Source organism: Halobellus ruber (assembly GCF_014212355.1).
In the GTDB taxonomy this organism is placed as follows: Archaea; Halobacteriota; Halobacteria; order Halobacteriales; family Haloferacaceae; genus Haloquadratum; species Haloquadratum rubrum.
Genome location: NZ_JACKXD010000003.1, coordinates 601,416 through 620,127, shown reverse-complemented (window position 1 = coordinate 620,127; position 18,712 = coordinate 601,416). Strand labels below are relative to the sequence as shown.

Genomic DNA, 18,712 nt, shown 5'->3' with positions numbered 1-18,712 from the left:
CGTTGGGGCGGCCAAAGCGGCAGGGAGACACCCGTACCCATCCCGAACACGGAAGTTAAGTCTGCCAGCGTAGGGGGAAGTACTGGAGTGCGCGAGCCTCTGGGAACGCTCCGTCGCCGCCCACCCACTCGTACCCGAGGCCCACAGGGATCTGCCCTGTGGGCCGCTCTCATTTCGAAGCCGATAGCGACGGCGTTCAGCGAGGAGACCGCTACACTTAACCGCCGAAACGGGCTACCTGCGAGTGTGCCAAGGTGGCAGAGTTCGGCCTAACGCGTCCGCCTGCAGAGCGGATCATCGCCGGTTCAAATCCGGCCCTTGGCTTCCCTTTCCCGCGCGAGAACCGCGAGCCGCTCCGCCGTCCCGGGGTGTCGCGTACGGCGACAGTGACCCGAATCACCGTCCCGTCACCCCCGGAGTACGGCTCCGCACCGACGTGCCCCACCTGGAGGCCTGACGCAAAGTACACGTCACCGACGATCCAACAGCCGGCGTGAATCACGATCGTCTCCACGCCCGAGAGCCGACCCACGATGCCGACCGCTGGTCCACCGGGACCGTCGAGGCGATCGAGCGCCGGGACGGTCACTGCATCGTTACCGTCGAGGCCGACGACGGCGACGCGGTCGAACTCGTCGTGACGCTCGCGGTTCGGGACCTGTTCCTTCGCCGCCTGCCGATCAGCGAGGACGCGTCGCCGGTCGGCGAACGCGTCTGGTATCGAAAACACGGCGGGTCGGGGTGAGTTCGCGCCGTCCGACGAGCGCAGGGACGCAGTGTCCAGGCTCCACGACCGGGGTGTTCGGTGGTCGGATGCAGGACCCCGGCGGGGTCCGGGAGCCTCCTCGCGGCGACGACGCACCACAGTTCAGCGAAGCGTCGCGCGGCCGGCGTATACCTGCCACTCGTCGTCGGTGCGCCGGTGGGTGTATGCATCGGGCGGGTCGATCCCCCAGGCTCGGAGCCGCGAGTCGACGCCGTCGACGATCGTGACGACGAACGAGCCGTGATCCCGGAGCGTCGGCGCCGTCGTCCCGTGCTCCAGCCGGAACGCGACGGGCACCGTTCCCGCGTCCAGCGCCGTCCGGTCGCAACTGATCCGGACCCGGAAGTCGCCCCGGAGGCGCTGCTCGACCGTCGTCGGTTCGTCGGCCAGCGCCGCCCGCCCGAGACCGTCGATTGCGGCGAGTACCGCGTCGGGAACGTGGTTCACGCCGGCCTCCACGGGGGCGTCACACGACCGGACGGTTGGGCCGACCGTCCGATCGGGCGCCCGTTGCCGTCGGGCGCACGGCGCGACTTGCACCCCATCACACGACGCGGACGCGGTCGGTGAGCCAGCAGCCGTCGAACCGGCCGCCGGACTGCTTCGAGACGCCGAACTCGTAGGTGGCCGTCCGACCGCCGGCCCCCGTGAGCGTGACGCGCTGCTTGGCTTGGCTGCCGTCCCGTTCGAGCGGTCCCCGGACGGCCTCGACGTGGTCGATCATCGGCGCGTACCGCGGCCCCTCGACCATCCGGACGAACCGATCGAAAGGCCCGGTGTGCCGTCGGTTCGCCGGTGATGCGAAATTGTACGCCGTGCCGATCCCCGCGTTCGGGACCGGGTCGTCGTTCGACGCAAGCGCGTCGAGTTGGATCCCGATGACCCGCTCGGGACCGTAGGAGGGATCCGGCGTCGGGAGCCCCTCGACGGGGTAGTCCGCGTCAGTCATACCCGATCCACGGGACTGTGCGTGAAGTCGTTGTCGTCCGTCCCATCGGCCGGCTGGCGGTGTCGGCCTGCGTAACCATAGCATCGTCCGTCGTGCACGGCTGCGTCGCCGGAGGAACCCCACTGAGAACCCGACGCGGCTCACCCGGTCCAGACCCGGACCCCCTCGGCGGTCCCGGCGCCGACCGCGATCCCGTTGCCGACGCCGACTCCGACGAGGTTCGTCGCGAGCCTCGCCCCCAGCGGCAGTGACCCCGCCTGTGCCGTGCCACCGGGGATCCGGCGGACGACCGCCAGGCTGGTCCGGTCGGCCGTCGGCACCAACAGTTCCGTCCGGCCGTCGTCGTCAAGGTCCCCGCCGAGCGCCTGATCGACGTTCCGCGAGCCGTAGGTGTGGCTCGCGTACCCCTCCCGGGTGGCTCGGATTTCGAGCCTTCCGTCGGTCAGCCGGTAATACTCCAGCGTCCGATCGACGTGCGGTTTCCTGACGACCGCAAGCTCCGTCGCGCCGTCGGGGGCGAACGGCGCCGCACAGAGCTGGTGTCGCCACCCGGGACCGTACACCGGGCCGGTCGCCAGTTCGGCGCCGTCCGGCGTGTAGACCCGGATCCGTGCGCCGTCGTCGGGAGTCGCAACCGTGGTCACGACCTCCCGCTTCCCGTCGCCGTCCACGTCGGCGACGAGCGGGAACAGTCCCTCGAACACCGCGGGGGAGTCGAGCGTGACCGCCACGTCGACCCGGGCGGCCGACGGGTCGACGACGACGAGGCTGCTCCCCTCGACCGCGTCGCCGAGGGCGCCGTGGCGGTACCGGTCGGTCGCGGCGCCGTACAGCACGTACCGGCCGTCGCCGAGGGCGACGGGGCGGGCGTCGCCCGGCGCCGCCATATCGGCACGGGTCGTCGTCTCGCCCTGACGGAGCACGACGTCGCCGTCGGCGGCGACGTACACGAGCCCCTGGTCGGCGACGTGGGGGTGGGTGTGCGCGGCGGCGTCCTGCGGCGGCGTGACCACCGCGGGGGTGTCGTCGGCGAGGTACCCCACCGGCGGCTGTGCGACCGTCCCGTGGTTCCCCACCCGTCGGGTCTCGCCGCCCCGAACCCGGTGTGTCGTCGCGGCGCCGCGCTCCGTCACGACGGTCCAGTAGGTGTCGGACTCGTGGGCGAACGCGAGCAGCCAGGCGGGCGTTCCCTCGAGTGGCACCTCGACCGGCGTCGCGCCGACGACGTCGCCCCGCCCCGCGAGTAGGCGGTTCCCGTCCGGTCGCTGGTGGGTGTACGCGTACGTCGCACCCGACGGCGGGGTCGTCGGGTCGCCACTCGGCGTCGGGTTGGCCGTCCGTCCGCCGCACCCGGCAGTCAGCGCCGACGCGCCCGCGACGGCTTTCAGTAGCGTCCGCCGCGACCACGACATTGACCGCCCGTAGGCCCGACGGCGGCAAAACGGTGTCGTCGGGCCGGTTTCCCGCCTCCGGATCCGTCGTCCGTCGCCGACACCGTGGTATGGTTGTCCCTACCAACCAGACCGAGCACGGTACGCGACCGTTTCGTGTGCGGGTCGATCACGCGATCGCCGCCCCGGCGGGACTACCCGACGAGTTCGACCCAGTCGCCGTCGCCGAAGGGTGGATCGTAGTCGATGTCCAGCCGCTCGTAGACCGTCGCGGGGATCCCGATGTCCGCGAGGTACAGCGCCCCGTCGACGGCGTCGACCCCGGTCTTCGGGAGGGCAAGCGTCACCGTCCGGTCGGGGTTGACCCTGACGCCGTGGGTGTCGCCGGTGGTGGCGTCCATCCCGGAGGGCACGTCGAGGGAGACCACGGGGTCGGACCGCCCGTTCAACTCCCGGACGCAGTCGGCGGCGGGCGGCCGCACCTCCCCGCTGACCCCGTAGCCGATGAGCGCGTCGACGGCGACGGTCGGCTCGTCGAACCGGGCGACCGCCTCGGCGCCGGTTGCGACACCGACGTCCATCGCCTCGAGGATCCGGTACTGGAGGGCGGCCGCGCCGCTCAGCTCCCCCGGCGGCCGGTCGAGGACGACCCGGACCGGCACCTCGCGGTTGGCGAGGTGGCGCGCACACGCCAGCCCGCCGCCGCCGTTGCCGCCGTCGCCCGCCACGACGACCACGCGGCCGCCTTCGGAGGCGTCGCGGACGTGTCGGGCCAGCGCCCGCCCGGCGTTCTCCATCATCTGCAGCAGCTGCACCCCGACTTCCTCGACCGCGACGCGGTCGACCTCCCGCATCCCCGCGGCGGTGACCGCCGTCACCGCGGTGCCCGCCGCGGTTCGGAACGTGTTCTGCGTCATACACGACGTATCGTGAACGACTCACAAATAGCTCCGGTGGGGGATGTGCTCCGGCCCCGTGCCGGTGTCGCCCTCGGCGTCCGTGACAGCGGGTGCGAGGCTCACAGCCCGACCACGCCGACGCTCCGTACCGGAGTGCATCCACGCATACCGGAGGGGTATTGGATCTACGGCCGTACGGACGAGTGTGAACGCGACTGCGAGCGGGAGGGGCCGGTGGTCGAACTGATGAGCGTCGCGGCGGTGGCGGACAACGGCACCATCGGACGTGACGGCGAACTCCCGTGGCCGTCGATCCCGGCGGACAGACGCCAGTACCGCGAGCGGATCGCCGACGACCCCGTCGTCCTGGGCCGGGTCACCTTCGAGTCGATGCTCGAGGACCTACCCGGGACGGCGCAGGTCGTGTTGAGCCGGTCGCGATCCGACTTCGACGTCGACACCGCATTCCACGCCTCGGGGGTCGACGACGCCGTCGGGGTCGCGGCGTCGCTTGGCGCCGAGCGGGCGTACGTGATCGGCGGCGGCGCCATCTACGACCTGTTTCAGCCCGTGATCGACCGGATGGTGCTGAGCCGGGTCCACGGCGAGTACGAGGGCGATTCGCACTTTCCGGAGTGGGACGCCGACGAGTGGACGTTGACGGACACCGTAGAATACGACCGGTTCACGCTCGAGGAGTGGGTCCGGAAGCGGTGAGGACCGCCCCGTACGGCACGCTCCCGGGAAACGGTAACCGTTAAACGCCGCGTGGTCGAACCCCGGCGTATGCAACGACGCGCCGCGGCGATCTACGTCGCACTCTTCGTCCTCATCGGTGCGGCCTCGTACTCGCTCATCGCGACCGCACAGCAGCCGACGGTCGAGTTCGAGGACCCCGCACGCGAACTCACGCAGGGCGACACGATCGACGCCGGCGGCCAGACCTACACGGTCGCGAGCGTCTCCGAATCCGGCGGCGAACTCCAGTACACCAACGAGTCGGCCCGGTACACCGCCACCTGGGAGAACGACTCCACACGGACCGTCGACGACGAGGAGTGGCGGGTGGTCATCGAGGGCGACGAGCCCACCGAGGTGACCCTCCGCGAGGTGCTCAACGAGAGCGCCATCCTCGCTTCGGACCCCGACGCAAGCGAGGAGACCGTCGAACGGAACGGCACCCGCTACGTCGTCATCAACAACTCCCGGTTGGTGCCGGCCTCGGAGTACTTCCCGGAGCCGAAGACCCGGGCCTACGCCGAGGGCGACACCTTCGACTACCGGGGGAACGCCACCACCGTTGGTTCGGTGACTGCCGGCGCCGCCGAACTGGCGTGGACCGCACCGCGAACGAACACCGTCGCGGTCGAACACGAGTCGAACGTCACGATCGGCGATCAGACGTACTTCGCGTACGTCCCCGACGGTTCGACGATCCAGTTGGTCACGGAGTACAGCAGCTACCAGCAGCAGACCGCCGCGATCGACCAGTATCAGACCTACCGGAACGGGTTGTGGGGCGTGAGCATCATCTCGTTGCTCACTGCGGTGTTTATGATCGGGTTCGCGTACCTCCCTTCGCGGTACTGACGCCGGCGGCGGAGCTCCTGACGACCTCCCGTTGCGCTCGCCGGCGACGCACGCGCCGACCGCTGAAATCATTAGGATCTGTACTCGGACCGATACGTTTGGTCCCGGTCAGTCTCGATCGTTGACATATGGAATCGGACTCGCGAGGCGTTTCGACCGTCCTTATGATCGCGGTGGCGGTCGTCCTCGGCGCGACAATCACCGCGTACACGGCGGATCTCACCTCCGATACGCAGCCGACCGCGCCGGCGATCGAGGCGTCCGACGACCCCGTCGCGGCCCTCGACGACGGCGAGAGGGCGGTCGTGATCACGCTCACTGCGGGCGATGCGGTCCGGACCAGCCACCTCTACGTCGTCGGCTCGAAGCCGCTCGATGTCGGTGGACGGCCCGGCGAAAGTTCCACACCCGCAAACGACGAGTACGCGAGCCGCCGGGAGAAGTTCACGGAGTCGAGCGGCGACAACCCCCCGCAGGTCGGGATCGGGGACACTTGGGAGGCCGGCGAGACGGTCTACGTCGATCCGGAGAGGAGCGTCGATGGGGTCACCATCTCGATCTACTGGACGAGCGACCCCGTCGAGGGGATCAACCCCGGCACGCCGAGGGGTGACGCCGCGTACGAACTCGTGACTGTCGAGATCGGATCCACGACTCAGCTCCGACCCGGTGACGCCGGTGTCACTCCGACATTTAATCCTGTTGCGTCCCTACCCCGTGTATGAGCGACGACCCGACAGTCACCGCGGAACGCCCCGACAGCCCGATCCGAACCACCGGCACCGACCACGTCACCATCTGGGGGAGCAACGAGGAAGACACCCTCGCCTTCTACCGCGACCTGCTGGGGATGCCGCTCGTGCTCCGGCAGCCCAACCTCGACGACCCCTCCCAGACCCACCTCTTTTTCGACACCGGCGACGGCCGGATCCTCACGGTGTTCGTCGGCGACCGGGAATCGAACCGCGGCCCCCAGCGCGGCGGCACCGGCTCGGTACATCACCTCTGTTTCAGCGTCGCCCCCGAGGACTTCGAGGACGTCGCCGCGGCGCTCGACGACGACGGCCGCAACTACAACGTCTTCGACCGCGGGATCTTCTTTTCGCTGTACACCCACGACAACAACGGCCTCGTGATCGAACTCTCCACCGACAAGTACGACATCCCCGACGACCGCCGCGGGGAGGTGCTCGCGAAGGCCCAGAAGCTTCGTGTGGAAGACGGCGCCGACTACGCGAAGGACGAACATCTCGCGGCCGCCCTGGCGGAACTGGGTCTGGACGCCGACGCCCACGACCTGCCGGACGCCGCCTCGGGCGTCGGCGGCGTGAACTGAGTCGGTCGCGACCCGGCGCCGGCCGCCCTCACACCTCGACGAGCACCTTGACCGCCTCCCGCTCGTCCATCGCGCGGTAGCCCTCCGCGACGTTCTCCAGATCGACGGTCTTCGTGAACACCGGCGCGGGGTCGAGGGTTCCCTGCAGGATGTCCGCCATCAGCTCCTCGGCGTACGCCCGGACCGGGGCCATCCCCCCGCGGAGCGTGAGGTTGTTCGGGAAAAAGTCGAAGAGGTCGAGCCCGCCGTCGAGGCCGTGTGGGACGCCGACGTAGCCGATCGTGCCGCCCGGCCGACACACCTCGGTCGCGAGTTCCATCGACGACGACGCGCCGACGCATTCCAGCACGTGGTTGGTGCCGCCGTGGGTCAGCTCTCGGATCCGCTCCCCGGCCGCGTCGCCGCGCTCGGCGACCGTGTCGGTCGCGCCGAAGGACTCGGCGAGGTCGAGCCGGTCGTCGTGGTGGCCGACGGCGACGATGCGTTCGGCGCCGAGCCTGCGGGCCGCCGCGACGCCACACAGCCCGACCGCGCCGTCGCCGATCACGACGCAGGTGTCGCCGGCGCCGACGCCCGCGCTGACCGCGGCGTGGTGGCCGGTCCCCATCACGTCCGTCAGCGGGAGCAGCGACCGGAGGGCGTCCTCATCGTCGGCGTAGCGGTCCGGCACGCGGACGAGCGTCCCGTCGGCGTGGGGACACCGGATCTTCTCGCCTTGGGCGCCGCCGTTGTCGCCGCCCCACCCCTCGCCGTTGACACAGGAGGTATGGAGCCCCTTCCGGCAGAACTCACAGGCGCCACACGAGATCTTGAAGGGCGCGAACACCCGGTCGCCCGGCGCGACCGACCGGACGTCGTCGCCGACCGCCTCCACGATCCCCATCGGTTCGTGCCCCACGGTCGAGGGCACGTCGCGGTCGCTGTCCCCGCGGTAGAACCACAGGTCCGACCCGCAGACCGCGGTGTGGGTCACGCGGACGACGGCGTCCGTCGCGGCCTCCAGTTCCGGTTCGGGGACGTCCTCGACCCGGACGTCCCGCGGGCCGTGGTAGACTGCTGCGCGCATACCGGACCTGGAGTGGGCGCGGACAAAAAGCCCGCTGCTCGTCCTCGCGGGGCCCGATATGTCGCGGCGGGACTGTTTACTCCCGCTACGACACAAAAGCGTTAAGACGAGACGGCTATATATCCTAAATAGCGGAAATACCAGTATATATTCGTATGGCTCCTACCCACCGAGCGACGCCGGCGGCTCCCGGACGATGATCCAGATCGTCCCCGAGGCGCTCCCGGTCAACGCGGACGTGTTCAACCTCTTCGTCGCGGGAGCCCTGGGTATGTTGCTCGGGCTGGAGCGGGAGTGGTCGAACAAGTCCGCGGGGATCCGGACGTTCACGCTCACCAGCCTGGTGGGCGTCGCGGCCGCCACCCTGGGACAGACGGTCCTGATGGCGCTGGGCGGTCTCCTGGTGCTCGGCCAGGGGCTCCTGCTCGGCGCCCGCGGGCTGGTGTACGACGCCCGCGGGGAGGACGTCGACGACGACTACGGGCTGGCGTTGACCACCTCGACCTCGCTACTCGTCGCGTACATCGTCGGCATCCTGGTCGGGATGGAACTCGTCCTCGTTGGCGTGGTGATCGCGATCACCTCGTCGTTCCTGCTCGTGCTCCGCCGGGAGCTCCACGGGTTCGCCCGCCAGCTCTCCCACAGCGAGGTCCGCGGCGCCGCGGAGTTCGCCATCATCGCGTTCGTGGTGTATCCTCTCCTCCCGACGGGCACCTACGGCCCCTGGAACGCGATCGACCCGCGGCTCATCTGGACGTTGGTGATCGCGGTCAGCGGGATCGGCTTCGCCAACTACGCGATCATGCAGCGGTACGGCGGCCGCGGGATGCTCATCACCGGCTTCTTCGGCGGGCTCGTCAACTCCACTGCGGTCATCGGCGAGATCGCAAACCGGGCGAAGGCCAACGACGGGATCCTGACGCTCGCGGTGGCGACGGTGCTGGTCGCCGACGCCGCGATGGCGGTCCGGAACCTGGTGATCGTGGTGGCGTTCGTCCCCCAGTCGGCGCTGAGCGTGGGGCTTCCCCTGGGGCTCATCGCGGTCGGCGGCGTCGGTTTGACGGTCTACGAGCGCAACTGGGGCGGCGACATCGACCTCGACCTCGAATCGCCGTTCTCCAGCCGAAACGCCCTGACGTTCGGGGTGCTGTTTCTCACGGTGCTCGTCGCCACCGCCGCGGCTCAGGAGATGTACGGGACCGCGGGCTTCCTGGTCACGAGCTTCTTCAGCGGCCTGCTCTCCAGCGGCACCACGACTGCGACCGCGGTCTCGCTCACTTCCACCGGACAGATCTCCCCGACGACCGCCGCACAGGGCGTGCTGGCCGGCACGCTCGCGAGTATTATGGTCAAGATCTGGCTCGCCGCGGGCATCAACCGGAACCTGTTCAACCCGGTCACGGCACGGTCGGGGTTCCTCGCGGCCTTAGGGCTCGCCGGGGTCGTCGTCGTCCAGTTCCTGTAGCCGCCGCCCGGAGCGACACGTCGCCGCGAACCGGCAGTCGTTGATGACCGCGCCGTCGACGCCCCGGTCGCGGAGCGCGAGGATCTCCGATTCGCTTTCGGCGGTCCAGGCGTTGACCCCGACCCCGCGGGCGCGGGCCTCGCTCACCATCCCGGTTTCGAGACAGATCCCGACGTCGGGGTGGACGTACGCGCAGTCGAGGTCGGCGGCGGCATCGAGCGCCGCTTCGACGTCGAAGTCGGCGGGCTCTTCGGCGTAGAACAGGTGTGCGACCGCCTCGGCGCCGGCGTCGCGGGCCGCAGCCACGTCGTCGGGGTAGAACGACGACACGATCACCTCGTGGCCGTACTCGGCGGCGGTCGCGACCGTCTCGGCTGCGACGTCACGGCCTTTGAGTTCGAGATTCAGGCCGACCGTTTCGGGGACGGCCTCGAAGGCTTCGGTCAACGTCGGGACCGACTCCCCGCTTCCGAGGACCGACACCGTCTCCAGTTCGGCCAGCGGCGTCGACGCAACCTCGCCGGTGGCGTCGGTCACCCGATCGAGGGCGTCGTCGTGGAAGATCACCAGCTCGCCGGAGCCACACCGCCGGACGTCGGTCTCGATCATTTCGACGCTCGGCGCACAGCCCCGGAACGCCGCGAGCGTGTTCTCGGGGTACTGCGTGAGACAGCCGCGGTGGGCGATCGGACGCACGCCGCCGGCCGGGTCGACCCCCGACGTCACGGTTCCGGCGTCGTGTAGACGGTGTCGGAGGCGGCCTCCTCGCGCTTCGAGGAGTGGTAGATGGCCCTGCCGGCGTCGTCGAAGACGTGCAGCCGCTGTTCGTCGACCGCAAGTTCGAGGGTGTCGCCGGGGTTGATCGCGCTCCGGGCCTCCGCCTTGACGTGGAGCTCGTCGCTTCCCACATAACAGTGGATCAGAAGCGACTCCCCGAGCGGTTCGGTGACCGACACCTCGGCCTCGAACGTCTGAGCGTCGTCGGGGGCGTTTGCGGCCAGCGACACGTCCTCCGGGCGTACGCCGAAGGCGGCCGCCGGCGGGCGGTCGGTGAACCGCTCGCCGTCCGGTAGCGACAGGTCGAACGCCCCGTGGACCGCGCGGACGCCGTCGCTGTCGTACTTCAGATCGACGGGGAGGACGTTCATCGCGGGACTGCCGATGAACTCCGCGACGAACCGGGTCTCGGGGTAGTCGTAGAGCACCTGCGGCGGGTCGACCTGTTCGATGTGGCCGTCGTTCAGCACCGCCACCCGGTCGCCCAGCGTCATCGCCTCGGTCTGGTCGTGGGTCACATACAGGGTGGTGGCGTCGAGTTCCTGGTGCAGCTGCAGCAGCTCCGCGCGCATCTGAACCCGGAGCTTCGCGTCGAGGTTCGAGAGCGGCTCGTCGAGCAGGAACACCTCGGGTTCGCGGACTAACGCCCGGCCGATCGCGACCCGCTGGCGCTCCCCGCCGGATAGCTCCCGCGGCCGGCGGTCGAGCAGCTCCGGGATGTCGAGGATCTCCGCGGCCTCCTCGACGCGTTCGTCGATCTCGTCGTCGGTGTAATCCGAGACCGACTTCATCCCGAACTTCATGTTCTCCGCGCCGGTCATGTGCGGGTACAGCGCGTAGTTCTGGAACACCATCGCGATGCTTCGCTCCTTCGGGGGCAGGTCGTTGACCCGCCGGCCGCCGATCCGGAGCTCGCCGCTCGTGATCGACTCGAGCCCCGCGATCATCCGGAGCGTGGTCGACTTCCCGCACCCCGAGGGGCCGACCAAGACGAGGAACTCCTCGTCCCCGATTTCGAGGTCGATGTCGTCGACTGCCGTTACGTCGTCGAACTTCTTTGTGAGCCCGTCAATGGATATGTCTGCCATATGGAATCACTTCTGTTGGATCGCCAGCGTCTCGAGCAGCGGCCGGTGCATCACGATCAGCACCGCAAGCGGCGGCAGCAGGGCCAGGATCGCGCCGGCCATGATCAGCCCCCACTGTGTGAGCCCCGACTGCGCGGCCCCCTGGAGGAACCGCAGCCCGACCTGGACGACCTGTTTGCTCTGGTCGGTCATGATGATCAGCGGCCAGAGGTACTGGTTCCACGAGTAGATGAACGTGATCACCGACACCCCGGCGATCATCCCCTTCGACATCGGGATCAGGACCTCCCACAGGAAGGTCAACGGTCCGACGCCGTCGAGGTGTGCGTTCTCCACCAGCGAGGCCGGAATCGACATGAAGTGCTGTCTGAACAGGAACACCGCGGTGGCGCTCGCGATGTACGGCCCGGTGATCGCCATCAGGGTGTTGCCCCAGCCGAGCCGCGCCATGAGGTCGAAAAGCGGCACGATCCGCACCGGCACCGGGAGCAGGAGCGTGAGGAGGATGAACATGAAGATCGCGCGCTCGTACGGCAGCTTGTAGTAGACCAGCGCCAGGGCGGCGAAAAGCGACAGGACCACCTTCCCGACCACGATGATCAGGGACATCACGATCGAGTTGATGATGTACTGGCCGAAGTTGAACTCGCCCAGCGCGTCCCCGTAGTTCGACAGGCCCTCGCTGCCGATCCCGACGTTCGTGACCTGATACACTTCGGAGGTGCTCTGGGTGCTCATGATCAACGCCAGGATCAGCGGCAGCCCCATCAGGAAGATGGAGACGATCAGGCCCCCGTGGATGAGCACCCGCTCGGCGTCGACGCCCTCCGGCAGCAGCCCCGCCAGCGCGGAGTCGGGGTTGGTTCGCGTCGCCATCTACGCTCCCCTCCCGGCCGGCGTGTGAAGGTATCCTGTCATACTAGCCTCCGTAGTGGGCGTGACTCTCCGAAATTCGTAACTGGACGTACATGAGTATTGCGACGATTGCGAACAGCACGACCGATTCGGCCGACGCGAGCCCGAGGTTGCTGAACTCGAAGGCGTCGCGGTACAGCTTGAAGATCAGCAGGTTCGTCGCGCCGCCCGGCCCGCCGCTGGTCATCAGGTCGACCAAGGGGAACGTCGCGAAGAACGCGTAGATGGTGTCCATAATCACCAGGAACACCAGCGTCGGCGACATCAGCGGCACGTACACCTTGTAGAGCATCTTCAGGTGGCCGACCCCGTCGAGTTGCGCCGACTCGGTCAGCGTGCCGGGGATGTTGTTCAGCGCGGCGACCATGAAGATGATGTTGTACCCCAACTGCTTCCAGATGGCGACGATGGCGACGATGAAGAACGCCTGCGGCCCGTTCGTGAACCAGTTCAGGGACGTCCCCGTCAGCAGTTCCAGGTAGTGGGTGATGATCCCGAGCGAGGGGTGCAAAAGGAACAAAAGCACCGACGCCGCGACCGCCGTCGGCAACGCGTACGGCCAGATTGCGGCGACGAGGTACGTCGACGACCCCACGTCGACCTGGAAGAGCAAGTAGGAGACGAAAAGCGACAGCGCCAGCGTCCCCACGACGACCACCGCGGCGAACGCCACCGAGATGGCGAAGCTCTTGTGGTACGCCGCAGACGTCGCGAGCGTCCGGTAGTTCTCGAGTCCGACGAACGTCTTCCGAGCGCCCAGCAGGATCGTCTGCTGGAGGCTCAACCGGAAGGTCTCCAGTCCGGGGTAGTAGAGGAACGCGATCAGGACGACGAACGTCGGCAGTAACAACACCAGCGCCTGCCACGTCGAATCGTACGGTTTGGTGAATTCCGGCATTACTGTCGGTGAAAGCGGTATATTAGCTCAGTACTCGACGTCGGGCCGGGAGCTTATGAAACCCGGTCGTTGTAGCTCTGGATCGCGCTGTCCACGTCGCTTTTGACGTTCGAGAGCGCGCTGGGGATGTCGGGATCGTTGCTCTGGATCATACTGACGTAGCCCTCCTCGATGATGGTCCGGACCTCCGGGAACGGCCCCATCAGCGCGCCGCTCGTTGCGGGCGTGCTCTCGGTCTCGTTGAGCTGGTCGATCGCCGTCCGGAACGACGGGTTCTCCTCGTAGAAGCCGTCCTCCTCTAGTTGGGTGATGGCCTCCTGGCGGACCGGGAAGTACCCCGTGCCGCGGTGCCACGACGCCTGCTGCTCCGGCTGGGTCAAATACAGCAGGAGTTCGCCGGCCGCCTGCTCCTGGTCGCTCGACAGCCCGTCGGGGACCCACAGCGACGCCCCGCCGATGGGGAGGCCGGTGCGGTTGCCCTCCGGAACTGGCAGGTACGCGGTGTCAAGCTCGAAGCCGTTGTCCGCGGCGCCCTGCTTCATCGGCGCGATGCTCGACGTCGAGTAGATGATCATCCCGGTCTGCTGGGTGAGGAACGCCTGCTGGGCCTCCCCCCACGCCTCGATGCCGGGGTTCAGGTACTGGTCTTGGTTGTAGAGGTCGACCCACCACTCGAAGATGTTCCGTGCGGCGTCGGAGTCGAGATTGGATTCGGTTGCACGGCCCGACCGCCCGTTGTCGTTGTTGACCAGGAGGGCGTTCTGCTCGGCCATCCACCCCTCGACGAACCACGAGTGGTTGGGGAAGGTGATCCCCTTCTCGATGTCGGTTTCGCTCGTCAGCGTGTTCGCGGCGTCGGTGATGCCCTGGTAGGTCGTCGGCGGGGAGTCGGGGTCGAGTCCCGCCTCCTCGAAGGCGTCCCGGTTGTACATCATGATCGAGTTACTCGAGTTGAACGGCATCGAGTTCAGCTTCCCGTCGATCCGGTAGAAGTCCAGCACCGGATCCAGGAAGTTGTCGTAGTCGATCTGGCCGCTCGGGATGATGTCCTCGACGGGTACGAACGCCTGGCTGTCCAGCGCGAGCTGGGTCCCGATCTCGAAGATCTGCGAGAGCGCCGGCGGATCGCCGGAGCTCACCGCCTGGGTCGTGGCGTTGAGGTTGTCGCGGTAGCTGTTCCGGGAGGTGGTCTCGACGGTGATCCCGTCGCTTTGCTCCTCGAAGCCCGCGACGATGTCGTCGATCCGCTGGGCGAGCGAGCCGCCCATCGCGTGCCAGAACTTGATCGTGACGGAACTGCCGCCGCCCGATCCCATCGTGGTGCTCTCGCCGCCGTCGCCGCCGGAGTCACCGTCACCGCCGGAGCCGCCATCCCCGCCGTCCCCGCCCTGACCCGAACAGCCGGCGAGCCCCGCAACGGTCGCCGCGCCGGCCGCTTGAATGAATCTACGCCGTGACTTGGCTGAGTTCATACTCACACGAGTCTCGTTGTAGGAAGCCTACATAATAGTTTGGATCTTCTATATATACCATTCCGATACGGCATCCGTTCGGCGGCGGGTGCCGGACACCGAACGCCATTTGGTTCTGGACGGCCTTTCTGACCGCTGCACGACCCGAACTCAAAAATATATCCACAAAAGTAGGAATATATAACACAATATAGGTATATATCCGGTTTTACGAAACGGAACTCCCCGGCCGGATCACCGGTCGTGTTCCCGCGTCTACGAGCGGTCAGTTCGATTTTGTGAAACTCGGTCCGGCAGCCACCCACGGGCGTCAGCGCACCTTCCGTCGCAGATACGCCGACACGACTTCGCTGACGATGACGATCCCGAGGATCGCGATCAGGATCGTGAGCACCTGTTGCCACGCGAAGAAGTTGATCGAGGTGTTGAGTTCGACGCCGATCCCGCCGGCGCCGACGAACCCGATGATCGTCGACGCGCGGACGTTGATGTCCCACCGGTAGGTGGCAACGCCGATGAACGCGGGTTTGATCTGCGGGACGATCGCGTAGATCGCGGCCTCGATCGAGTTCGCCCCGGTCGCCTTGATCGCCTCGACCTGCCCGGGGTCGATCTCCTCGATCGCCTCCGCGATCAGCTTCGAGCAGAACCCGATCGACCGGACCGCGATGGCGAGCGTGCCGGCCAAGGCGCCGGAGCCGAAGACGATCACGAACACCAGCGCCCAGATGATCACGTTCACCGACCGCGACCCCGAGATGATGAGCTTCCCGAGGAGGAACGTATACCGGTTTGGCGTGGTGTTTTCCGCGCCGAAAAGCGCCACCGGGATCGACATCAGGACCGCGAGTGCGGTCCCCAGGATCGCGATGTGGACCGTCTCGATCAGCGGCGAGAGGATCTCGCCGGTGTACCCCACGTTCGGGGGATACATCCGGTACATCAGGTCCATGAACTCCGTGGGCGCAGTGCCGAGGTAGTTGTACTGGATCTGCAGGAGCTGCCAGGAGATCGCGGCCGCGACGATCCCGATCAGGATCAGGACGTACCGCCCGATCCGCTGTCGCGGCGTCCGCCGTTGCCAGGTCCGGTAGTCGGTCATTGGATCCGCCCCCTGACGTAACTGCTGATCAGTTCACCGATCATGACGATCGCGATGATCGCGAGGATGATCGTGAGGAAGAAGTCGTAGTCGTACTTATCGAAGGAGTTCAGCAGGGTCGCGCCGATCCCGCCGGCCCCGACGATCCCGACGATGGTGCTGTGGCGGATGTTGATGTCCCACCGGTAGATGGTCAGCCCCACGATCCGCGGCATCACCTGCGGCACCACCCCGAACAGCATCGTCTGTATCCGGCTCGCCCCGGTGGCCTCGACGGCCTCCATCTGCCCGGTGTCGATGTCCTCGATCTCCTCGGCCAGGAGCTTCGCGAAGAAGCCGATGGTCTTGTACGACAACGCGATCACGCCGGCGAGCGCACCGATCCCGACCGCCTTGACCGCGATGATCGCGATGATGAGTTCGTGAAGCGCCCGGGAGCCGGTGATGATCCCCCGTCCGGTCCAGTAGACCGGCTTCGGCGCGATGTTCTCGGCGGCCATGAACGCCACCGGGATCGACAGGATCACGCCGACGATCGTGGCGATCACCGACATCGCGACGCTCTCGACTAACCCCTCGATCAGGAGTTCGTTCTTGAACTGGGTGGTGATCTCCGGCGGCACCATCCCCTGGACGAGCCCGACGGCGGCTCCCCACCCGGCGGCGACCCGTTCGAGTGAGATCCGCATGTTCCAGACGCTCCACAGCAGGAACACCGCGATGGCGAGGTAGACCGCCCACTTCACGTAGTGGTTGTAAAACGCGGTGGGGCGGGACCACTCCCGGCCGGGTTGTTGTTCGGTCGCCATTTCAGGTACTTCTGAGGCTGCCTTCTTCGGTGGCCGATTCGCCCGGGTCGCCGGCCTCCGCGGCGACCTTTCCGGTGGGGCCGGCGCCCTCGGGGATCTCCTCGCCGCGGTAGATCTGGCCCTTTGCGGTCTCGTCGAGGTCCCCGGGGTCGCCCTCGAAGACCTTCCGGCCGTCGCGGAGTCCGACGACGCGGTCCGCGTACTCCACCGCGAGGTCGACCTCGTGGATGTTGATCAACACCGGGATGTCGTCCTCGGCGGCGATCTCGGTGAGGAGGTCCATCACCGCACCGGAGGTCTCGGGGTCGAGGCTGCTCGTCGGCTCGTCGACCAGCAGGATCTTCGGGCGCTGGAGGATCGCCCGCGCGATCCCGACCCGTTGGCGCTGACCGCCGGAGAGCTCGTCGGCCCGGTTGTTCTCGTGCCCTTCGAGCCCGACGCGGTCGAGCACCTCGTAGGCCCGCGCGATGTCGTCGCCGGCGAACTTCCGGCGGAACGCGTCCCAGGTGCTGACGTACCCGAGCCGTCCCGACAGGACGTTCTCCATCACGGTCAGCCGCTCGATGAGGTTGTACTCCTGGAAGATCATCCCCATGTCCCGGCGGGCGTTCCGGAGCTCCTTGCCCGAAAGCCCGGTAACCTCCAAGCCGTCGAGCTTCACGCTTCCGTCGCTCGGTTCGGTGAGGCGGTTCACACACCGGATGAACGTGCTCTTGCCGGCCCCGCTTGGGCCGATCATCGAGACGGTCTCGCTGCCGGTCACGTCCAACGAGACTCCTTTCAGTGCCTCGTCGCCGGAGGGGTACGTCTTCTGCAGATCCGTTACTGAAAGCATTGTTGAGTCTGAAACGGGTGTTGTATAAAAACGGCGGGGGACCGCGGCCGTTACTCCCCGATGTTGCCGGTCTGGTACTCGACTTCGAGCGACTCCTGAATCTGGAGGATGATGTCCCAGACCGTCGCGTAGTCGATCTCCACCCAGGTCCCGCGGTTCTCGAACTCCTCGGCGATCGAGGTGTCCTGGTAGTTGTACTCAAGGAACGCCGCGCGGACGCCCTCCTGGATGTCGGGGTGGAGGGTGTTGACGTACGAGAACGCCGTCGTCGGGAACGGCTCGGAGGCGTACACGCACTTGATCCTCGTGGGATCGATCTGGCCGTCGGCCACGACGCGGGCGTAACACGTCGAGCAGACCGGGGCCGCCTCGTAGTCGCCGTTTGCGACGCCGAGGGAACTCTGCTGGTGACCGCCGGAGTAGCTCACCTCGTAGTCCTCGCCGGGCACGACGCCCTGGTTCGCAAACAGTGCACGCGGCGCGAGGTTTCCGGAGTTCGACGAGGGGTCGGCGTGGGCGACGTTCTCCATCGGGTCGCCCGCGAGGTCCTCCAGCGAACCGATGTCGGGGTTGTCGAGCTGGGTGATCAGGAACAGTCGGTAGCCGAACGACCCGTTCTCGCCGGAGCCGTCGACCTGGATCGAGAACGGCACCGCGTTGGCGATGTTGACCGCAAACGGGACCGTCCCCGTCGAGAAGCCGGCGAGGTGGAGCCGCTCGGAGCGCATCGCTTCGACCTGTGCGGCGTAGGAGTCGAGCGTGGCGTAGTTGACCTCCTTGCCGGTCTCCTCGGCGATGTTGTCGAGCAGGGGCCGGAGGGTCTCCTCGTAGACCGTCGGGTCCTCGGTCGGGGTCAGCGAGAACTCCAGCGTGTCGGGGTCGAGCCACTCGCTCTCGTCGTCCGGCGTCTCCGCGACCGGCTGACCGTATCGGGGCTCGTCGCGGGGGTCCGACTGGAGCCGTTCGAGGTCCTGAAGCGATCCGGTCTCGAAGCCCGCGTCCAGCAGCGTGCTGGTGAGTTGCGGGAACTCGGGGTCCGCCGGGTCGAACTCGGGGTACGTCGACGGGTCGGTGTGGGCGGGCATATCGCTCCCCGTATCCGTCTCCGTGTCGCCGCCGTCGCCGCCGGAGTCGCCCCCGCTGTCGCCGCCGTCGCCGCCGTCGCCGCTCCCGCCGCCACCGCCGCTACACCCGGCGATGCTTGCGAGGGTCGCTGCGCCGATGCCGCTCACGAACTTCCGTCGGTCAACTTTACGCATACCTGCATCTTTAATGATTCCTAACTTAATCCTTTTCATTGATCTTCATTCGCGTGGCTATCAGGCTGTACCACTCCGGAGACCTACTGATCGAT

General features: G+C 67.5%; 20 protein-coding genes, 1 tRNA gene and 1 rRNA gene. 8 read left to right on the top strand and 14 right to left on the bottom strand.

The genetic code is table 11. The features are described 5' to 3' along the window. Positions 1–3 precede the first annotated feature (3 nt). The 3 genes from rrf to H5V44_RS11505 all read left to right on the top strand — a co-directional run bounded on the left by rrf (position 4) and on the right by H5V44_RS11505 (position 745). A 5S ribosomal RNA gene (rrf, locus tag H5V44_RS11515) occupies positions 4–125 on the top strand. Between the two features lie 123 nt (positions 126–248). Then, positions 249–324, top strand: a tRNA-Cys gene (locus tag H5V44_RS11510). Positions 325–493: 169 nt separating this feature from the next. Next, on the top strand, positions 494–745 hold the full coding sequence (locus H5V44_RS11505; protein ID WP_185193239.1) for a DUF7861 family protein: 252 nt from the start codon (positions 494–496) through the stop codon (positions 743–745). Between the two features lie 123 nt (positions 746–868). Here the strand turns inward: H5V44_RS11505 and H5V44_RS11500 are convergent, their stop codons facing one another. From H5V44_RS11500 to H5V44_RS11485, 4 genes are all read right to left on the bottom strand, one after another. Continuing rightward, positions 869–1,306 (bottom strand): hypothetical protein, encoded by a 438-nt coding sequence (locus tag H5V44_RS11500; RefSeq protein WP_246403920.1) that lies wholly within the window; start codon positions 1,304–1,306, stop codon positions 869–871. Positions 1,307–1,310: 4 nt separating this feature from the next. Then, positions 1,311–1,715 carry a DUF4864 domain-containing protein gene (locus H5V44_RS11495; RefSeq protein WP_185193238.1) on the bottom strand — a complete coding sequence of 135 codons (405 nt, stop codon included), beginning with the start codon at positions 1,713–1,715 and terminating at the stop codon, positions 1,311–1,313. A 140-nt stretch (positions 1,716–1,855) separates the two neighbouring features. Next, a complete protein-coding gene (locus H5V44_RS11490; RefSeq protein ID WP_185193237.1) occupies positions 1,856–3,127 on the bottom strand; it encodes a hypothetical protein in 1,272 nt (423 codons plus the stop codon). 173 nt (positions 3,128–3,300) lie between these two features. Beyond that, the gene (locus tag H5V44_RS11485; RefSeq protein WP_185193236.1) at positions 3,301–4,023 is read right to left on the bottom strand and encodes an NAD(P)H-hydrate epimerase; all 723 of its coding nucleotides are present in this window, start codon (positions 4,021–4,023) and stop codon (positions 3,301–3,303) included. A gap of 228 nt (positions 4,024–4,251) precedes the next feature. Between H5V44_RS11485 and H5V44_RS11480 the strand changes: the two genes are divergently transcribed. The 4 genes from H5V44_RS11480 (at position 4,252) to H5V44_RS11465 (ending at position 6,931) form a co-directional block, all read left to right on the top strand. Then, on the top strand, positions 4,252–4,722 hold the full coding sequence (locus tag H5V44_RS11480) for a dihydrofolate reductase (RefSeq protein ID WP_185193282.1): 471 nt from the start codon (positions 4,252–4,254) through the stop codon (positions 4,720–4,722). Positions 4,723–4,791: 69 nt separating this feature from the next. Then, entirely contained in the window at positions 4,792–5,595 is an 804-nt protein-coding gene (locus tag H5V44_RS11475) for a hypothetical protein (protein WP_185193235.1), read from the top strand. Between the two features lie 128 nt (positions 5,596–5,723). Next, positions 5,724–6,320 carry a type IV pilin gene (locus tag H5V44_RS11470; RefSeq protein ID WP_246403918.1) on the top strand — a complete coding sequence of 199 codons (597 nt, stop codon included), beginning with the start codon at positions 5,724–5,726 and terminating at the stop codon, positions 6,318–6,320. After that, a complete protein-coding gene (locus H5V44_RS11465; RefSeq protein ID WP_185193234.1) occupies positions 6,317–6,931 on the top strand; it encodes a VOC family protein in 615 nt (204 codons plus the stop codon). Before H5V44_RS11470 ends, H5V44_RS11465 begins: the two co-directional genes overlap by 4 nt. 28 nt (positions 6,932–6,959) lie before the next feature. Here the strand turns inward: H5V44_RS11465 and H5V44_RS11460 are convergent, their stop codons facing one another. Beyond that, entirely contained in the window at positions 6,960–7,997 is a 1,038-nt protein-coding gene (locus H5V44_RS11460) for a zinc-dependent alcohol dehydrogenase family protein (protein WP_185193233.1), read from the bottom strand. Between the two features lie 196 nt (positions 7,998–8,193). Between H5V44_RS11460 and H5V44_RS11455 the strand changes: the two genes are divergently transcribed. Beyond that, on the top strand, positions 8,194–9,462 hold the full coding sequence (locus H5V44_RS11455) for an MgtC/SapB family protein (RefSeq protein ID WP_185193232.1): 1,269 nt from the start codon (positions 8,194–8,196) through the stop codon (positions 9,460–9,462). Here H5V44_RS11455 and H5V44_RS11450 read toward each other — a convergent pair. The 9 genes from H5V44_RS11450 to phnD form a co-directional block, all read right to left on the bottom strand. After that, the gene (locus H5V44_RS11450) at positions 9,424–10,158 is read right to left on the bottom strand and encodes a glycerophosphodiester phosphodiesterase family protein (protein WP_185193231.1); all 735 of its coding nucleotides are present in this window, start codon (positions 10,156–10,158) and stop codon (positions 9,424–9,426) included. The genes H5V44_RS11455 and H5V44_RS11450 overlap by 39 nt on opposite strands. A gap of 26 nt (positions 10,159–10,184) precedes the next feature. Further along, complete coding sequence (locus H5V44_RS11445) at positions 10,185–11,327, bottom strand: ABC transporter ATP-binding protein (protein ID WP_185193230.1); 1,143 nt, start codon at positions 11,325–11,327, stop codon at positions 10,185–10,187. A 6-nt stretch (positions 11,328–11,333) separates the two neighbouring features. Beyond that, entirely contained in the window at positions 11,334–12,203 is an 870-nt protein-coding gene (locus H5V44_RS11440; RefSeq protein WP_185193229.1) for a carbohydrate ABC transporter permease, read from the bottom strand. 43 nt (positions 12,204–12,246) lie between these two features. Then, on the bottom strand, positions 12,247–13,140 hold the full coding sequence (locus H5V44_RS11435; protein WP_185193228.1) for a carbohydrate ABC transporter permease: 894 nt from the start codon (positions 13,138–13,140) through the stop codon (positions 12,247–12,249). Between the two features lie 53 nt (positions 13,141–13,193). After that, complete coding sequence (locus tag H5V44_RS11430; protein WP_185193280.1) at positions 13,194–14,612, bottom strand: ABC transporter substrate-binding protein; 1,419 nt, start codon at positions 14,610–14,612, stop codon at positions 13,194–13,196. Positions 14,613–14,922: 310 nt separating this feature from the next. Then, positions 14,923–15,714 (bottom strand): phosphonate ABC transporter, permease protein PhnE, encoded by a 792-nt coding sequence (gene phnE / locus H5V44_RS11425; protein ID WP_185193227.1) that lies wholly within the window; start codon positions 15,712–15,714, stop codon positions 14,923–14,925. Next, positions 15,711–16,523 (bottom strand): phosphonate ABC transporter, permease protein PhnE, encoded by an 813-nt coding sequence (phnE, locus tag H5V44_RS11420; protein WP_185193226.1) that lies wholly within the window; start codon positions 16,521–16,523, stop codon positions 15,711–15,713. Before phnE (H5V44_RS11420) ends, phnE (H5V44_RS11425) begins: the two co-directional genes overlap by 4 nt. 1 nt (position 16,524) lies before the next feature. Further along, entirely contained in the window at positions 16,525–17,358 is an 834-nt protein-coding gene (phnC, locus tag H5V44_RS11415; RefSeq protein WP_185193225.1) for a phosphonate ABC transporter ATP-binding protein, read from the bottom strand. A gap of 50 nt (positions 17,359–17,408) precedes the next feature. Continuing rightward, positions 17,409–18,617 (bottom strand): phosphate/phosphite/phosphonate ABC transporter substrate-binding protein, encoded by a 1,209-nt coding sequence (gene phnD / locus H5V44_RS11410; protein WP_185193224.1) that lies wholly within the window; start codon positions 18,615–18,617, stop codon positions 17,409–17,411. Positions 18,618–18,712: the final 95 nt, after the last annotated feature.